Origin of the sequence: Providencia sp. PROV073, assembly GCF_033688125.1 — a bacterium.
GTDB lineage: Bacteria > Pseudomonadota > Gammaproteobacteria > Enterobacterales > Enterobacteriaceae > Providencia > Providencia hangzhouensis.
On record NZ_CP096353.1, the window covers coordinates 3,279,829 to 3,296,819 of the forward strand.

Sequence of the window (16,991 nt, forward strand, 5' to 3'; positions counted from 1 at the left end):
AAACTGCCTGCTATTAAATAGTTGTATCCGATTAGCCCCTTTATTTTTAGTAGATTGGCAGGAAAAAGTATGAAACATCCTCTCTCATTATGGCTTGCTGTTGCCTTAATGATGTTTCCTCAAATTGTGGAAACCATATACAGCCCCGCTCTCACTGATATCGCCAGTGCTTTCTCAGTAAATGCGGAACAAGCTTCACAAACACTGTCGCTTTATTTCTTTGCTTTTGCATTAGGCGTGGTGTTTTGGGGACGAATGTGTGACACCTTAGGGCGCCGCCCGACTATTTTGGCGGGTTTATTGATTTATGGTATTGCCTCTGTTGGCGCGTTATTTGTCACACATTTTTATTTATTATTATTAATGAGAATGTTGTCAGCATTTGGCGCTGCCGTAGGTTCAATTGGCACACAAACTACCATGCGTGATAGCTACCAAGGCCATGAATTAGCGAAAGTTTTTTCTATTATGGGAGTTGCTTTAGCAATTAGCCCTGCGTTGGGAATGTTATCTGGTGCTGGGTTAGCCAATTTTGGTGGCTATCGTGCCGTTTTTATCGGCTTAGCGATTTTAGCAGCGGTGCTTTTTCTCTGGTCCGTCTGTCGCTTACCTGAGACCAAGCCTGAAAACGTGACACAAGTCTCATTTATTGAGACATTTTTACGCATGATTGCGGATAAAGAAATTATTAGAAATGTGATCTTGATTGCATTTTTCAACATTAATTTATTTAGCTATTATCAGCTGGCACCTTTCAGTTTTGAACAATTAATGCTCACTCAACAACAGTTTGGATTAACTGGGATATTATTAGCACTTGGGGTCGGTTTAGGTTCGATATCAAATCGCTATTTATTGGCTAAAAAACACACATCTGAACAACTTGTTAAGCTATCGAGTATCATTTCTTTAGTTAGTGGCTGCTTAGTTTTTGCTCTAATGGATTCTATTTGGTTTGTTTTACCGGTTATTGGTGTCGTTATTGGTTACGGGATTGCGATTCCGAACATACTTGCCCATGCATTAAACCGTTATAGCGACCGAAAAGGCACCGCCGGAGCAATTTTAGGTTTATTTTACTACATCGGACTCGCCATCGGTCTAATGGTCGCTGGTTGGAGCCAACACTTAGGTTTAGTACTAACTATTTCGGGTTTGGTGTTGGTTTTTGCGTCACTAAGGTGGAGTAGCCAAGTACACTAAATAGATTTAGAGAAGCCCTTTTAGGTAGCTGTACAGCTAAAATAATGCCTGCTTGAGCCTATGGTCGACCAATAATTCAGAGACACGGATAACTTTTCTTCGGTTTCTAGAGGGATAACGTTACCGTGTCTATACATATACTTTGAAAGCGCTTTTTCTTAAAAATAAACGACATTCCCAAGATGAGCAAACCAAACTACGATAAGCCCTGTAAATTCTAATATACATAGAAACAAACTATGCAACTAATTACTTCAAACATACACTAGTAGCATGATAAATAAAGGTATTGTATTAGTGAGTTGGCTATTACGCTGTGGTGAGTTATCACACAACGCTGTTTATTGACCGTATCTAAAAATACCAGTTTTGAGGCTACAATGGAGCATCGTAGTGATGACTTTCCGCAATTAATGGCGTGGTTTCTAATTGCTTGGAATGCTTTGTTACGGTGTATAAACTCGTCATTCGGTGCCTTCCTCATCAATGGAGGTATTCAAAATTTACTGAAATACATGACAAGATTATTGGTACTTTCACTGAAAGAGAACATTATATTTAACCAAATCAACATATTTAATACACGACCAGCTAGGTGAGATTCACCGGACGCTTACTTATAAACCTAAATCAAGACTTTAGTAGAGACTTTACCAATGCCCTGAAGCACCGCCACCACCGCTAGAACCGCCTCCCCCACCGCTTGATGAACTTGATGAGCTAGATGAGCTAGATGAGCTTGATGAACTGAAATCGTGACTGGAAGTAAAATTAGAAGCATGTTTATGGGATGTGTTTACTGAATATGAAGGTTGATAAAAAGGTGAACCAAATCGACTGAACTCACAAATCGCTTTCCATTCTTTTCTCTGCTGTCGATAAATAGGAAATAAGATATTGATGCCAATAAACAACACGGTTAATGAAATAAGGTTAAAGAATAATGATAACACCACCATCAGTAATAAGATAAAAGGGTTAACAATACCATTAAGAATTATTTGTGTATAAAAAATGACAACGACTGAACAAAACACTACAGGGAAATACAGCGAAAATGATGTTGGAAAATAGAATGAGTAATTCAGATAATTTTTTAACCGTTTTAGCTGATTTGCACCTATCTTATATCCTCGCTTTTCTGAATTTTTCTTTTTTTTACCTGACTGCGCTATCACTTGATTAATTTTTCTTTTCAATTTTTTCGTTGAAAATACAAGCTGAAAACAATAAATTAGCCCTAATATTATCACATAAATTAAAATAAAATGTGTTTGTAATATTTTAAGAGGAATAAGATCTGTCAAAGAATTCGTTGAGCTTATTGGTCTATCATTAGCTACATGAATGGCATTTATAATCCCTTGCTCAATACCCGTATAATAGTTTTCTGCTCTAAAATACGGCAACATATTTTTTCGAATAATTCTCCCAGCAAGAACATCGGTAAATGTCCCCTCATAGCCGTACCCGACTTCAAAGCGAACACTGCGGTCATTTATTGCCACAACAAGCAGTAATCCATTATCAAGCCCCTTTTTACCTATCCCCCATTGATTAAAAACACGATTTGCGAAAGTTTCGATATTTTCACTCCCAGTAGTCGGAACGATATAAACAACAAATTGTGAACCATCATTCCGATTATTTTCAAAATTAATCAATAAATTATTTAGCGTTTTGAATTGCTGCGCCGTTAATAAATTTGCACGATCAATGACCCTATCTATTTTTAATGGGGGTGTATTATTCACTGATGCGCTCGCAATAGCACTAAATAAAAGCAAGGAAAATAAAATATTACGTATCATGAGTTAAAATCCACCGTTGGTGTTCTTTTGATTTCATGCCCATTCTCAACGTTAAAATTAATTTTTTTATCATACCCCATAAATTCCGCAATTAAGTTATAGGGGAATTGCCTAATTTGAGTATTATAATGGCGTACCGCCTCTATATACCGCCCTCTCGCAACTGAAATACGATTTTCAGCTCCCTCCAACTGTACCATCAGGTCTTGATAGAGTGAATTTGCTTTCAATTCAGGGTAATTTTCTGAAATGACTAACAGACGTGATAGAGATTGCCCTAAATTATCTTGAGCTTTTTGATAGCTCGCAGAAATTTCAGGATCATCAAACACGCGACCATCCACATTAATTTTCCCGACAGACGCTCTCGCCTTTACAATTTCTTGTAACACATTGCTTTCATGACTTGAATATCCCTTAACTGTACTGACCAGATTAGGGATCAAATCAAATCGACGCTGATATTGGTTTAATAATTCTGACGCTGCCGCAGAGACTAACTCATCATTTTTTTGGATTGTATTGTAAGAATTAACTAACAGAGTAAAAATTACAACTATCACTAATACCAAACAGATCGCTAACTTGCGCATTAAATATCCTTATATTAACCACTTAATGTTAATATTGACTATCTGGTGTAACACTAACTTCTTTACTATCATCAATCCTAGCGGATTCAATCATTATCCATCAGAACATCGTATCTTCTAACCAATTTTTACCGTTGAATTACCCATTAATACGCCACCGCAACTTACTGTATCACCTGTTATGGCCGCAGGCTTACCATCAATAAATACACTACTTGAACCACCAACGATAGTTCTTGAATGCCCACCGTGAGGCGCTAATGCGTCTCCTTGCCGAGCAACCGCCTTACCATCGACTTTTACTGTTGGAGAACCTGTAATTACTTGAGTAGGGCCATGTTTCCCATGGCCTGTATCAGAATCACCAATAAGGATAATGTTTGGCATAATAGTACCCGACTATATGACCGGAATGAATTTTCCATTTACTAAAGAAAATATTGGGGAATGTACTCCAATAATTTTTCTATTTGCATCGTTAAAATAGCTATATGAAATAGGTGAATAATCAAAATCTTCTTTATAAACCAACTTTACCATTTTCCCATCATTCATAACTAAGGGTTCAAAATTATCCCAAGTAATTGGGATCATTGCGAATGCCTTCTGATTAAAATCAGCAGCTATTTCACGTGATTCAAGTTGTTCGTCAATCGTCCCTCCGGTTGTTTCTACCCAAGTTTTTAGTGAAGGAGCCAATATGTGTTTTATTTTTGATAAATCTTTTTGATTAAAAGCAGCCCAGAGTTCTAAATATGCGTCTTGTAACAATTTGCGTTGTTCTGGGGTATCTTGGTACCTTTCAGCGTTTACCCATTCCCATTCGGGTACTCCCATTACATTTATTTTTTTATTAAATTGGAATACTGTCATATCATGAGGATATTCATTGGGCCGAATATTCTGGCGTATTCTATTCTGATGTACTTTTTCTGTATTGGGGGCTTGAATCAATTTTTTCTCTACGTGTCTGTCCAGAGCATCACCTTGATACGCTTCTGGCTCACCTTTTTCATTAATTTTAACCAGTAGCGTTGTTAATGGAATAATATCGCCATTATCCGTTATTTTATTGACCGTAATCTCACATTTTGCATTCGGATTAAATTGATTGAGTTTATCTTTTGGTACCTCTTTAGTTGAAAACCAATTTGGTGATGCCATCTCAATGCTAATAGTATTCTCACCATTACGCATCATTATCATCGAGTTTGTGCTTGTCGTACCAAAACCTAATCCGCCACTCACAAGACCTGAGCGGTTATTAGTTCCACTTACCCCATTGGTTTTAACATCACAAAATGCGTATTTCATATCGACAGAAGTACGAATAAGAAAATCATTATCATCGGCATAACTCATAGACATATTTCCTAATATTAAGATTGTCGTCATACACAGTAAGTTGCTTAGTTTCATCATTAACCTTTTTCAAAAGTATTTTTTATAGCCGTGCCTGCTATGGATGTCGGTACGGCATTGACTGCTGAAGTAAACGCGGCTAGTTCCGGTCGTTGTCTTTCAGGTACTTTTCTAACTTGCCCCGCTAAATTAAAACGAATATCTGACTCGGTAGGCGTTAAAGGGTCTGCAAATTGGTAGATAGTCCAATCTGCGTCGAGTGGAGCACCCTCATAAAAAGCACTATCATCTTTTTTGGTTCGAAGAGAAATATCTGCCGTAAATTGAAATTTCAGCACAATACCATCATGACAAAGGACTAAGTCTATTCCATCATCATGGGCATCTAAAGCAAGTGCACCTTTTGTTTCGAATCGTAGATGAAATTCAAAACACGCCTCTAAAAAAAGGACATTGGCTTTGATATAAGCACCCGCATCGGCTTTAAAGCCTATCTCAAACTTATTATCACCATCAAATGCAAACTCTTGTTGCTTGTCAGGAGTTTGAGCCATCCCCACAAAACAGTGAACAGCAAAAGAGAAAGTAATATCAATATTAATACCCGCACTAAATTTATCTTTACCTTTTTTCCTTTCTTCTAAAGCTTCACGTAACTTACTTATACCGCTGCTCAAGGCTTTGCCACCATAAAGCGCAAGTACCTGCAAAACATCAATATTAAATGACCCGCCCCAAAAAGGCTTCCCTTCTAATGCACAAACTAATCGAGCTGAATCACGCTGAGTTACATTCTCCATAAAGAAGGTTAATCCAATCTCGATATCTGAAAAATCGAAAGAGAAAATAGGATATTTATCGGCGAAAGGGGTCAATTTACCTTTTTGCTGATATAACAATTTTGTTTCGATATCATTAATAATTTGACTGACTTTCAATATACCTGACAAGTCATCAAGAAACGTTTTTGTTTCGCTTATTTGCTTAATAGGCGTTAAATTATAGGGATGCCCTGCTAGCTCATAAAAAAAGCCGACATCAATACCTAGTGAGGTCGTTTTGACAAATGGGATCGGCGCTAATGTCCAGCCTTTATGGTACTTATTCAGCTTCTTCGGTAACGTATTTTCCCCTGGCCCGCCCTTGAGTCGTTCTGACTTTAATTTACTAATTTGCTTATCCCTTCGCTCTTTATCATTCGCTTCTCGAGTTTGAAAGGAGTAACTAAAATTGACAGAGAACCCAAACTTCACCGAAGGAATTACATCAAAAGTCCAATCTTGTTTCGTACCAAGGCAATTAGTCGCTGTAATATTGTATCGTCTAGGCGACTTGAATGCGTCAATGGGCGCCAGCATATTGACAAAGGTATTGAGTAAATTACTTGCGCTAAAAGTCCCCGCATCACGACTTGCATTATAGGAAACCGAAACCGATTGAGATGAACCCAAACTCAATGCTTGTTCATAGTTCTTTGAAGTGAGTATCGCGTTATGTTGAGCATTATTATGTTTCTTATCATTGAGCAGGATTTCTAACGGAACCCCCTCGCCCTCATCAATCACTATTTCCGGTGATATAACATCCTCGCCCCGCCACTCTAAAATCACCTTATCCTTTGAGGTGTCTTTGACAAGTAAATCCAGATAACAAGGTTCCGGTATGTCACATGTTTGCGTTGCACACCCTACTTTAGGTGATATTAATTTATCACTCATTATCCATTTTCCTTTGCTAAGTCTGGCAACATATTTAAGATACGATTAGCCAAACGATATACTCGATAATTTCCGGAACCCGTTTCATCAGCTAAAGACACGCGCCATTCTTCTGGAACATCCTCAATTCGATAAATTTGGTATAATGCCAGCATATAGGCAATTAACTGATAGGAATGTTTGTCATCGATTCTGTGCTGCTGACAAAATGACGACAAATCACTCGCTAATTGCCAATTTTGCCGCCAAGTGGTTTCACCATAACGCTCTTGTATTTTTTGTGCTCTCGGTGCTGGTCGTTCAAACGCACTGACAACCCAATCCTCTAATGAAAAATCCATTTGTGATTGATAACTCATACTTTTGGCGTGAATAAAAAAGTAAATTAACTGGTCTAAAAATTGGCGTTCAAAAACGAGATTTACTGCATCATATTGAATGGGGGTAAAACGCATCAGCTTGCCCCCGAGCTTCGCATTATCCGGAAATCCGCGGCGCTCACGCTCAAAGCGGGAAGCGGTTTCCTCTCCCCATAACAACGTCTTCAGCTGCGTGATAGGACCTAAAAATACATGCAATCGCCAATTATCAAAGGTTCCAAGCACATCCCACACATTGCGAGGGTCATAAAAACGCCAAAAGACCGGCTTTTCTTGTCCCGGTATCATCACCATCAAGTATTTGCGCAGATGCTGACGTAACTCACGCATGGTTGCGTTCGTATAAACATAAATTCCCCAAGGCGTCTCTCGCGTACTTAACCAGCGTTGCACCTCTTCGGTCACTTCCACTAAATAGGGCGCTAATGACACAATTTCAGGTTGAATCGGTTCGCTGTATAAGCAACTCGCCGGCGGTTCGTGCTCGGCGAACAAATTAAAGACATCGGGCTCGGAAGCTGCATCGATAATGGCATAGCACGTTTCAGGTTTAACCATTTTCCGCCTCCTCTTGCCCTTCCTTCATGGGACAATGCGCCACAAAGGCCGCGCCACTGCTCGCAGCGGCTTTAAGTACCGCAGGGTTAGTCGCTTGCAGGATATCCCCAGGGCTTCCCCCTGAATTTAAGTTTATCGCCGGTCCTTTAATATCCACGCCACCGCTGTGAACAACGACAAAGCTTCCGCCCACTTTTAACGTGATTTTGCTGCTGCTTTGTAAGGTAATATCCCCTTGTGCATTCACGCTGACCACACCTTGTATTGCCTTAACCAAATCCCCCTCAACCGAAAGGTGTTGGTCTCCCTCAACTTTGTCTTGATAGTTACCGGTTGTTTTGTGCGCTTGATTACCTTCAACCGTCACGGTCCGATTACTGGCAACAACCAGTTCATCGTTATGACCAATACTGGTTGTCCGGTCGTAATTAATCCGTTCACCCCGTGAGTTCAGCACATTGATGGCCAAATTCTTTTGCGCATGGAGATAGATTTCTTCTTGGCCTGCCTCATCTTCAAAACGCAACTCATTAAAGCCATCCCCTTTGTGGGTTTTGGTGCGAAACGTCGTGCGCGTTTTGTGTTTCGGTAAATCAATTGGCGGCCGATTACGGCCATTATAAGTACAGCCCGTAATGATGGGTTTATCTATATCATTGTTAAGATAGGAAATAATTACTTCCTGCCCAATTCTGGGGATGGACATAAACCCAAAGCCATCGCCGTTCCAACCGTGGGCGACTCGCACCCAACAAGACGCGCTATGGTCAGGTTTGCCGCGCCTGTCCCAATGGAAATAGACCGTAACCGCCCCTTGAGAGTTGGTATAGATTTCTTCACCCGGTGGCCCGACAACGGTAGCCAGCTCATCCCCATCCGCTGTAGGTTTATACCGATAGGGCGGTCGCCACTCTTGAGTACTGGGGATAAAGGACAGCTGGTTACTCAGTTGGGTGCCTTCACCGCCACTGTTATCAGCAAGAGGTTGCACACCGTGATGGGATACGCTAATCACTTGCCACGTCGTATTCATTCGAGGACTAGGATGGTTTGATAGGCTAAAGATGCGTCCCGGTGCTAACTCAATGCAGTTAGTCGTCGCCGTTCCTACTTGCCGCTGGTTTTGTGATTGCTCGTAGCGAATTTGGTTGAAGGGCTGCCCCTCGGCATCTTCTTGAAAGCGACCATAGCTTTCAAATACTTCATGTTGTTGATGAACTTCCCCCGTGACTTGGTGGCTCAGTGGGTAAGAGGGGCGAAGTTGGTTGTAGTCTTTATCCACGCGGATATCGCTGCACAACTGCTCGGCATAGCGCCATGTGGTGGCGGTGCTGTCGGTGATATCCGTTTCAGATTGCGGATTATAGGTGAGCGATATCCCCGCTTTCATGCCTAAATGACGGTCACTGTAAAACAGTTGTGGGCCTTCTTCGAACCAGTAATTAATCCCTTCTTCGGCAGCGAGGCGGCACCAGAACTCATACATCGTTTCACGCTTTTGGGTGATATACTCGCGTTTTAGATGCTCTTCAGGGTGGTAAAACTGCTTATCAAATTTGATGTGAGACTCGCTTAATAGCGTCTCAAGAATGTTCGGCACCGTCATATTTTGGAAAATGCGGCTGTCTTGCTTAAGCGTCATCACCCACATTTCAGGGCGTATCACAAAGTGATACCAGGTTTTCACACCATCCGTATTGCCTTGCTCTGCACCCGCTAAGATACCTTGTACCCTGCGAAGAATTTTTCCATCTCGCTTTACAGTCAACGAGGAGGCCACACCCAGCACCGTTTGAAAATCAATCTCGGGTAACGGGCTGACCGCCTGAATCGACAGTGAAAAGAGCTGGGAAAGCCCTTCTTGCAAATCAAACTGGGTCACTTGAAAGGTATTTTCAGGTAACCCACCAATGGTACAGGTGAATACTAATCCCGTCCCCATTTCGCCACTCATAATACGGTCTAGCAGTTGACCATGGGCTTCTTGCAAGGCTTGGTCCTGTGCATAGGTTCTGCCACCCGCATACCCACCACCGTGAATAAGTGGGTTATTTTCGGGGCTGCCAAGTCGTTTGTTTTTATTGGGGTCTGTCCAAGACATGGGGGTTTCCTCTACAGGAGAAAAAGCGAAAAATGCAAACGAGCCTCGAGAGGCTCGCTAAATTCGAACTTACGCTTCGAGCGGTGCGCGCCAGTCATCGGCACCGGATGTGCCTGCAACGGTGTGTTCCCAATCGATTTTGCGGTAAGACAGAGACACTTCGATTAACTGTGTAAAGTCCGCTTTCGCCGGGTCTTGGCAGTGCGGCATTTGGCAATCGATATTGACGATAGTCGCATCAGTTAACGTGGTGGTGAAGAAATGCTCTTGCTTGCCTTCAACCGATGTGCGGTACCATTTCAGTTCCACTTTCGGCAGCATTTCGCCAGACGCTAATGCGTTATACAGCAGCGGAACGGCTTTATTTAACGCCACGGTAAAACGGAACGGCTTGTGCGCACGTTGGCCTGAAGGTTGGCCGGATTGTGGGTCTGTCGGTACAGTCACAACGTGAGAAAACTCTTGCACTAACATTTGGTCTTCATGACCTTGTACATAAATATTACCGACAGAATCGGCAGTAAATGCACCGGCAGTGATGTTACCTTGGGTTTTTCCTTCAATGGAAATATAACATGGAGTTGGCATAGCGATATCCTTTATCAAGAATGACAAATTGGGTTAAGTCGACATAATTATCGATTAATTTCCGTCATCTCAGCCCGTGCGCACGGTAAGATTTGAGTTAAGGATAATAAAAGCTTATGAATGGACTGTAAACCGGAGGGCCAGTTTGTATCTCTCTAGGATAAGTGACTTAGCGTAAACGGGTTGAAATATCGCTATATAATTCCGGAAAAACACCAAAAACGAATCATAACAAAATAATCATCGAACAAAAAATAGACCAAATTGCGATTAGCCCAGTAAGTTCTAATGTACATAGAAATAAACTATGTTACTAAATATTTCAACTTAAGAAGTTATCGCAACTACATGATTCAAAACAAATAAAATAGAGAATTTAAGCTACCCTCTACTAGCAGTGAAATTATCACCCCAATTCAGCAGTGTATTTAGCTACCCAATGTGCAATTACAAGTTATTAATATCGATAGGTGTGCTAACCAACTATAAATTTTGCATTTTTACTGTGTGGTATAGGAGCGGTACAATAGTTTAGTAAGAAAGCACTATATTAAAGAATAATATTAAAAGAAAAATAGGAGGATACTTTATCTAACCATATGAGAAGTATCGGCCATATTGATAATACGTTCAAATATCAAACTAAATCTTAGGTACATACATATTAAGTGAAACCAACACTGCCACCGCTCGAATAAAACGAAAATTTAATTCTATAAATATATTATTAATCCATCTTCTATGTTTTTCGAATCACAGCTAGGCGGCAAGAGAGCAAAGCCCTAGGAGCATACATAAGTATGTGACTAGGGTTCGTGAATGCAGCCAACAACGCTTTGATGTAAAAGGCAACTAAAATTTAATTCTATAAATATATTATTAATCCATCTTCTATGCTTTTCGAATCACAGCTAGGCGGCAAGAGAGCAAATCCCTAGGAGCATACATAAGTATGTGACTAGGATTCGTGAATGCAGCCAACAACGCTTTGATGCAAAAGGCAACGAAAATTTAATTCTATAAATATATTATTAATCCATCTTCTATGCTTTTCGAATCACAGCTAGGCGGCAAGAGAGCGAAGCCCTAGGAGCATACATAAGTATGTGACTAGGGTTCGTGAATGCAGCCAACAACGCTGTGGTTTGAAAGGCGACGAAGATTAGGCAGGGTTATCGATATCGACAAACTCTGCATCTAACCCCTGCTCATCGACTAACCACTGAGTCAACGCCTTGATCCCATAACGCTCTGTTGCGTGATGCCCTGCACTGTAGAAATGGATACCCATTTCTCTTGCTATATGAATGGTTTGCTCGGAAACCTCCCCTGTTACAAAGGCATCTACGCCAAATTCTGCCGCTTGTAGGATGAAACCTTGCCCTCCACCTGTACACCATGCAATTTGGCGAATTTCTTCTTTTGCATTATCACCACAATGAAGAACTTTACGGCCAAGGCGAGTTTCTAAACGAGACGTTAATTCTGAAGGTGTAATAGGTTGATCAAAAAAACCAAATGGCATTAATGGGTCGATTTGGCCGTTCACCTGCACCCCCATAATATAAGCAAGCTGGGTATTATTACCTAACTGGTGATGTGCATCTAATGGGAGGTGATAACCATACAGGTTTATATCATTCGCTAATAATGTTTTTAAGCGATTTCTCTTCATGCCTTTGATAATGGCTGGCTCATTTTTCCAAAAATAGCCATGATGAACAATGACGGCATCAGCTTTCTTTTCAACAGCAACATCCAGCAATGCTTGGCAAGCTGTCACCCCTGTGATGATTTTATGTACATGGGGCCGCCCTTCAACTTGCAATCCATTCGGTGCAAAATCTTGGAACTCACTAACTTTCAATTCGTCATTAATGATTTCTTCTAATCTTAAATTATGCATTATGTTGTCCTTTTTACTGCACAGCTAAACGGTTTATCCACCAGTTTGAACGTAATTGACTGATAATCAATAAGCATAAACGGAAACATAATTTTTTTCTGTGTTATTTAGAACAAATCGAGGGCATTAATCGAGAAAAACCCAAGTGGATAGTAAATGCAAGTAAGAAAATAAAAAAACAAAACCCCCACAATTCAACATTGTAGGGGTTATTACTCGCCATTAAGTACTAAATTAGCGGTGACTTTCCAGCGTTGTCTCTGAACGTTCTAGCCAAACCGGTTTATCACTGGTTTTTGCCCAAACTTTATGTAAATGGCTATAAAACTTTGCTCTTTTTGGATAAAAAACCATAACCGGAAACGCAATAATGCCAGCTGTTACAGCAGCAGTGCGGCGTGCAAGTACCTGATTACGGGAATATTCGCGATATGTGGACATCGGTATCCTCCTTCAGTTGCCACTTTATTTGTCGATTCCAGCTTTGCTCTACCATTCCCCATTAACACACATTTCCCATTAACACAGTAGTAAAGAGCGACTAAAACCGAACAGATAATATGAAATATATTGACTGTAGATAGGATATCGCAAATTGTGTAATAAAACTACTCATCTGACCACTTAATGTGTAAATTTTTCTAAAAAATCTGTTCATTCCGTATTTTTATTACATTTTTTAACCAATAAATGTTTTATTTGTACATTTAAATTACAATTATTTAACAAGTAAATTAATAAAACCACACGCCACTTTCTCTATTAAGCACTCTCTTCTTGCTCGATAAATAACCATTTTTATACTTTTTTTACATCCTACCCGTGATTTTTATCAGCTTCTTTACAACGAACTCTTTAGCCTTATCTCATGGAAATAATAAGGAGAAAATACTGTGTCATTACTTTCCATTATTGGGGCAGTTCTCGTTGTTTTACTGCTGGCGTATCTGATTTATGCCCTGCTTAACGCGGAGGATTTCTGATATGACTACCACTACATTGCTATTTTTAGGTAGTTTTTTACTGATCTTATTCATCTTAGCAAAACCTTTAGGTAACGGTATTGCTCGGCTAATCGACAATGATATACCTCGTCGGTTAGCAAGCAGTGAGTCCTTACTTTGGCGCCTTGCTAGGGTCAAACAACCAGGGCGTGAAATGGCTGAGATGAATTGGCGACAATATGCCTTAGCGATTGTATTATTTAATCTTTTAGGCTTTGTTTTATTATTCGTTATTTTAATCTGCCAAGGCCGTTTGCCCCTTAACCCTCAACACTTTGAAGGGATGAGCTGGGACTTAGCCTTTAATACCGCGGTTAGTTTTGTTACTAATACTAACTGGCAAGCCTATAGCGGCGAAAATACATTAAGCTATTTAAGCCAAATGGCAGGGCTGACTGTACAAAACTTTCTTTCCGCAGCGACAGGCCTTGCTGTGGCCTTCGCAATTATTCGTGCTTTTTCACACCATGGCAGTAAAACTGTCGGTAATGCGTGGTTAGATATTTACCGCATTACTGTGTATTTGCTCTTCCCTTTAGCGATTATTTTTGCGCTATTTTTTGTCAGCCAAGGTGTGATCCAAAATTTTTCCAATTATTTACTTATTCATCCTTTAGATAGCAGTGAACAGCTATTACCGATGGGGCCAGTTGCGTCCCAAGAAGCAATAAAATTGCTCGGCACAAATGGTGGCGGGTTCTTCGGCTCTAATTCATCGCACCCTTTTGAAAACCCAACTGCACTGAGTAATTTTGTGCAAATGTTAGCGATTTTCCTAATCCCTACTGCACTTTGCTTTGCCTTTGGTCGTGTCGTTGGTAACAACAAGCAAGGCCATACCTTACTCTGGGTTATGGGGATCATTTTTGTGGTTGCTGCCATAGTCGTAGTTAAAGCGGAATATGTGGGAAACCCATTTTTAGCCGAACTGCATGCCACTAGCTCTGCCAATATGGAAGGAAAAGAGAGTCGTTTTGGGATTGTCGGCTCCGCTTTGTTTGCCGTCGTCACCACCGCAGCCTCTTGTGGAGCGGTTAACGCCATGCATGACTCCTTTACTGCAATGGGTGGAATGGTGCCGATGTGGTTAATGCAAATTGGTGAAGTGGTATTTGGCGGTGTCGGTTCCGGTTTATACGGCATGTTGCTGTTTGTGTTACTCGCCGTTTTCCTTGCTGGCTTGATGATTGGCCGTACACCTGAATACCTCGGTAAAAAAATCGAAGTTCGGGAAATGAAAATGGTCGCACTGGCGATTTTAGTCACCCCAACCTTAGTACTACTTGGTACAACTATTTCATTAATGACCGAAGCTGGGCGTGCAGGGATTTTAAATCCAGGCGCGCATGGGTTTAGTGAAGTGCTATATGCCTTTTCTTCTGCCGCCAATAATAATGGTAGCGCTTTTGCAGGGCTCAGCACGAATACGCCGTTCTACAATGTGCTACTTGCAATAGCCATGTTTATTGGTCGTTTTGGTGTGATCCTTCCCGTCTTAGCGATTGCAGGCTCAATGGCCAATAAAAAACCACAAGCCCAAAGCCATGCTACTTTACCCACAACAGGCCCTTTATTCATTGGGTTACTGATTTTCACTGTGCTTCTCATTGGTGCCCTAACCTTTGTACCAGCCCTTGCTTTAGGTCCAATTGCTGAACAATTACACATTGGTTTTGCGGGATGATAAGGAGGAAAATATGAACAATAAAAATATTAAATTATTCGATAATAAGCTAATCAAGCAGTCTATTTTTGAGTCTATCAAAAAATGCACCCCGCAAGCGCAATGGCGTAACCCAGTGATGTTTGTAGTCTTTATTGGCAGTATTATCACTACGTTACTTTGGTTAGCCATGGTAATGGATTACACACTAGGTAGTGCTTGGTTCAGTGGAATGATCACCCTTTGGCTGTGGTTTACGGTTATTTTTGCCAACTTTGCGGAAGCACTCGCTGAAGGGCGTAGCAAAGCACAAGCCCAAAGCTTAAAAGGCGTAAAGCAACAAAGTAGCGCAACGCGTTTAGCGTCTGCTTCGCTGGATGCCAATCAAGAAATAGTGAATTCAGATCAGTTACGTAAAGGCGATATTGTGTTGATCCGTGCTGGAGATACCATTCCTTGCGATGGGGAAGTCATCGAAGGCGGCGCCTCTGTGGATGAAAGCGCAATTACAGGGGAATCAGCTCCAGTGATCCGTGAATCTGGTGGTGATTTTTCCTCTGTAACAGGGGGAACTCGCGTACTTTCCGATTGGCTGATCGTGGAATGTACGGTCAACCCCGGTGAAACCTTCTTAGATAGAATGATTTCCATGGTTGAAGGTGCGCAACGCCGTAAAACACCCAATGAAATCGCACTCACCATTTTGTTAACTGCATTAACGATCATTTTCGTCCTTGTCTGTGCAACTTTGTACCCCTTTACCTCTTTTGCCGCAGATTATGCCGGTGCTGGCGATGCAGTTTCTATTTTAGTGTTGATTGCCCTATTAGTTTGTTTAATCCCAACCACCATTGGTGGCTTGCTTTCGTCTATCGGTGTAGCAGGGATGAGCCGCATGCTAGGAGCCAATGTTATTGCCACCAGCGGGCGTGCCGTAGAAGCTGCGGGAGACGTTGACGTTCTATTACTCGATAAAACAGGGACAATTACACTGGGAAACCGCCAAGCCTCCGAGTTTTTACCGCTAACGGGTATCACTGAACAGCAACTGGCTGATGCAGCACAATTATCTTCTTTAGCCGATGAAACACCAGAAGGCCGCAGTATTGTGATACTGGCAAAACAAAAATTCAATTTACGTGAAAGAGATATTCATGCCCTGAATGCGACTTTTGTTCCTTTTTCTGCAATGACGCGTATGAGTGGAGTCAATATTGGCGAACGGATGATCCGCAAAGGCTCTGCGGATGCGATCCGTCGTTATATTGAAGCTAACCACGGTAAATTCCCAGTAGAAGCCGATCAACTGGTCGAAAAAGTTGCTCATTTGGGAGGAACCCCACTCGTTGTCGTTGATAACCAAACTGTATTAGGGGTTGTGGCACTCAAAGATATCGTTAAAGGTGGAATGAAAGAGCGTTTTGCTCAAATGCGCAGTATGGGCATAAAGACCGTGATGATCACGGGAGATAACCATTTAACCGCCGCTGCTATTGCGGCAGAGGCTGGGGTTGATGATTTCCTTGCTGAAGCCACACCGGAAGCCAAACTGGCGTTGATCCGCCAATATCAATCTGAAGGCCGCTTAGTTGCCATGACAGGTGACGGCACCAACGATGCGCCAGCACTGGCGCAAGCGGATGTCGCAGTGGCAATGAACTCTGGCACCCAAGCGGCAAAAGAAGCCGGTAACATGGTTGATTTAGACTCTAACCCAACCAAGCTAATCGAAGTCGTGCATATTGGTAAACAAATGTTGATGACTCGCGGCTCATTAACCACCTTCAGTATTGCCAATGATATTGCTAAATATTTTGCCATTATCCCTGCGGCTTTTGCCGTGACGTGGCCACAATTAAATGCATTAAATATTATGCAATTACATTCACCTGCGTCCGCTATCCTTTCTGCGGTCATCTTCAACGCATTGATTATTATCTTCTTGATCCCTTTAGCCATTAAAGGTGTCCATTATCGCCCAATGAGTTCCCAATCGTTATTGCAACGTAATTTAGGCATTTATGGCTTAGGCGGGTTAATTGTGCCATTCGTTGGGATCAAACTGATTGATCTGCTTATTAGTTTTTTTGGAATATAAGGAGTT

Annotated in this window: 14 protein-coding genes and 1 pseudogene; 4 read left to right on the top strand and 11 right to left on the bottom strand. The window is 41.4% G+C overall.

Translation table 11 applies throughout. The annotated features are described in order from the left end of the window. Positions 1-69: 69 nt before the first annotated feature. A complete protein-coding gene (locus M1F17_RS14935) occupies positions 70-1,203 on the top strand; it encodes a multidrug effflux MFS transporter (RefSeq protein WP_210852922.1) in 1,134 nt (377 codons plus the stop codon). A 263-nt stretch (positions 1,204-1,466) separates the two neighbouring features. Here the strand turns inward: M1F17_RS14935 and M1F17_RS14940 are convergent. From M1F17_RS14940 to M1F17_RS14990, 11 genes and pseudogenes are all read right to left on the bottom strand, one after another. Next, positions 1,467-1,671, bottom strand: a pseudogene (locus M1F17_RS14940) (hypothetical protein); the annotation flags it as partial. A 182-nt stretch (positions 1,672-1,853) separates the two neighbouring features. Then, complete coding sequence (locus tag M1F17_RS14945) at positions 1,854-3,014, bottom strand: TPM domain-containing protein (RefSeq protein ID WP_144141159.1); 1,161 nt, start codon at positions 3,012-3,014, stop codon at positions 1,854-1,856. Continuing rightward, positions 3,011-3,607 carry a LemA family protein gene (locus M1F17_RS14950; protein ID WP_144141161.1) on the bottom strand — a complete coding sequence of 199 codons (597 nt, stop codon included), beginning with the start codon at positions 3,605-3,607 and terminating at the stop codon, positions 3,011-3,013. Before M1F17_RS14950 ends, M1F17_RS14945 begins: the two co-directional genes overlap by 4 nt. Before the next feature lie 117 nt (positions 3,608-3,724). Continuing rightward, on the bottom strand, positions 3,725-3,994 hold the full coding sequence (locus M1F17_RS14955) for a type VI secretion system PAAR protein (protein WP_318837050.1): 270 nt from the start codon (positions 3,992-3,994) through the stop codon (positions 3,725-3,727). A 12-nt stretch (positions 3,995-4,006) separates the two neighbouring features. Then, positions 4,007-4,969 (bottom strand): hypothetical protein, encoded by a 963-nt coding sequence (locus tag M1F17_RS14960; protein WP_144141165.1) that lies wholly within the window; start codon positions 4,967-4,969, stop codon positions 4,007-4,009. Positions 4,970-5,028: 59 nt separating this feature from the next. Beyond that, the gene (locus M1F17_RS14965; RefSeq protein WP_164455883.1) at positions 5,029-6,687 is read right to left on the bottom strand and encodes a hypothetical protein; all 1,659 of its coding nucleotides are present in this window, start codon (positions 6,685-6,687) and stop codon (positions 5,029-5,031) included. After that, entirely contained in the window at positions 6,687-7,625 is a 939-nt protein-coding gene (locus M1F17_RS14970; RefSeq protein ID WP_144141168.1) for a DUF4123 domain-containing protein, read from the bottom strand. Before M1F17_RS14970 ends, M1F17_RS14965 begins: the two co-directional genes overlap by 1 nt. Next, positions 7,618-9,726 (bottom strand): type VI secretion system Vgr family protein, encoded by a 2,109-nt coding sequence (locus M1F17_RS14975; protein ID WP_206277540.1) that lies wholly within the window; start codon positions 9,724-9,726, stop codon positions 7,618-7,620. The genes M1F17_RS14970 and M1F17_RS14975 overlap by 8 nt, the downstream gene beginning before the upstream one ends. A 69-nt stretch (positions 9,727-9,795) precedes the next feature. Beyond that, positions 9,796-10,314: an Hcp family type VI secretion system effector gene (locus M1F17_RS14980; RefSeq protein ID WP_004246976.1), complete on the bottom strand. Its 519-nt coding sequence runs from the start codon at positions 10,312-10,314 to the stop codon at positions 9,796-9,798. A 1,162-nt stretch (positions 10,315-11,476) separates the two neighbouring features. Beyond that, entirely contained in the window at positions 11,477-12,220 is a 744-nt protein-coding gene (locus M1F17_RS14985; RefSeq protein ID WP_164455885.1) for a type 2 GTP cyclohydrolase I, read from the bottom strand. Between the two features lie 234 nt (positions 12,221-12,454). Beyond that, positions 12,455-12,661 carry a YbfA family protein gene (locus M1F17_RS14990; RefSeq protein ID WP_036957942.1) on the bottom strand — a complete coding sequence of 69 codons (207 nt, stop codon included), beginning with the start codon at positions 12,659-12,661 and terminating at the stop codon, positions 12,455-12,457. A gap of 452 nt (positions 12,662-13,113) precedes the next feature. Between M1F17_RS14990 and kdpF the strand changes: the two genes are divergently transcribed. From kdpF to kdpB, 3 genes are read left to right on the top strand one after another with little or no spacing between them, the layout of a single operon-like run. Continuing rightward, positions 13,114-13,203, top strand: a complete 90-nt coding sequence (gene kdpF, locus M1F17_RS22580; protein WP_071585860.1) for a K(+)-transporting ATPase subunit F — start codon at positions 13,114-13,116, stop codon at positions 13,201-13,203. 1 nt (position 13,204) lies between these two features. After that, positions 13,205-14,908 (top strand): potassium-transporting ATPase subunit KdpA, encoded by a 1,704-nt coding sequence (gene kdpA, locus M1F17_RS14995; protein WP_144140808.1) that lies wholly within the window; start codon positions 13,205-13,207, stop codon positions 14,906-14,908. Between the two features lie 13 nt (positions 14,909-14,921). Further along, complete coding sequence (gene kdpB / locus M1F17_RS15000) at positions 14,922-16,985, top strand: potassium-transporting ATPase subunit KdpB (protein ID WP_272674779.1); 2,064 nt, start codon at positions 14,922-14,924, stop codon at positions 16,983-16,985. The last annotated feature ends 6 nt before the right edge of the window (positions 16,986-16,991 follow it).

What these genes read in the sequence shown, in the direction of transcription:
- M1F17_RS14935 (WP_210852922.1), top strand. Translation starts at nt 70, where the DNA reads ATGAAACATCCTCTCTCATTATGGCTTGCTGTTGCCTTAATGATGTTT.
- M1F17_RS14945 (WP_144141159.1), bottom strand. Translation starts at nt 3,014, where the DNA reads ATGATACGTAATATTTTATTTTCCTTGCTTTTATTTAGTGCTATTGCG.
- M1F17_RS14975 (WP_206277540.1), bottom strand. Translation starts at nt 9,726, where the DNA reads ATGTCTTGGACAGACCCCAATAAAAACAAACGACTTGGCAGCCCCGAA.
- M1F17_RS14980 (WP_004246976.1), bottom strand. Translation starts at nt 10,314, where the DNA reads ATGCCAACTCCATGTTATATTTCCATTGAAGGAAAAACCCAAGGTAAC.
- M1F17_RS14955 (WP_318837050.1), bottom strand. Translation starts at nt 3,994, where the DNA reads ATGCCAAACATTATCCTTATTGGTGATTCTGATACAGGCCATGGGAAA.
- M1F17_RS14985 (WP_164455885.1), bottom strand. Translation starts at nt 12,220, where the DNA reads ATGCATAATTTAAGATTAGAAGAAATCATTAATGACGAATTGAAAGTT.
- kdpA (WP_144140808.1), top strand. Translation starts at nt 13,205, where the DNA reads ATGACTACCACTACATTGCTATTTTTAGGTAGTTTTTTACTGATCTTA.
- M1F17_RS14950 (WP_144141161.1), bottom strand. Translation starts at nt 3,607, where the DNA reads ATGCGCAAGTTAGCGATCTGTTTGGTATTAGTGATAGTTGTAATTTTT.
- M1F17_RS14965 (WP_164455883.1), bottom strand. Translation starts at nt 6,687, where the DNA reads ATGAGTGATAAATTAATATCACCTAAAGTAGGGTGTGCAACGCAAACA.
- M1F17_RS14970 (WP_144141168.1), bottom strand. Translation starts at nt 7,625, where the DNA reads ATGGTTAAACCTGAAACGTGCTATGCCATTATCGATGCAGCTTCCGAG.
- M1F17_RS14990 (WP_036957942.1), bottom strand. Translation starts at nt 12,661, where the DNA reads ATGTCCACATATCGCGAATATTCCCGTAATCAGGTACTTGCACGCCGC.
- M1F17_RS14960 (WP_144141165.1), bottom strand. Translation starts at nt 4,969, where the DNA reads ATGAGTTATGCCGATGATAATGATTTTCTTATTCGTACTTCTGTCGAT.
- kdpB (WP_272674779.1), top strand. Translation starts at nt 14,922, where the DNA reads ATGAACAATAAAAATATTAAATTATTCGATAATAAGCTAATCAAGCAG.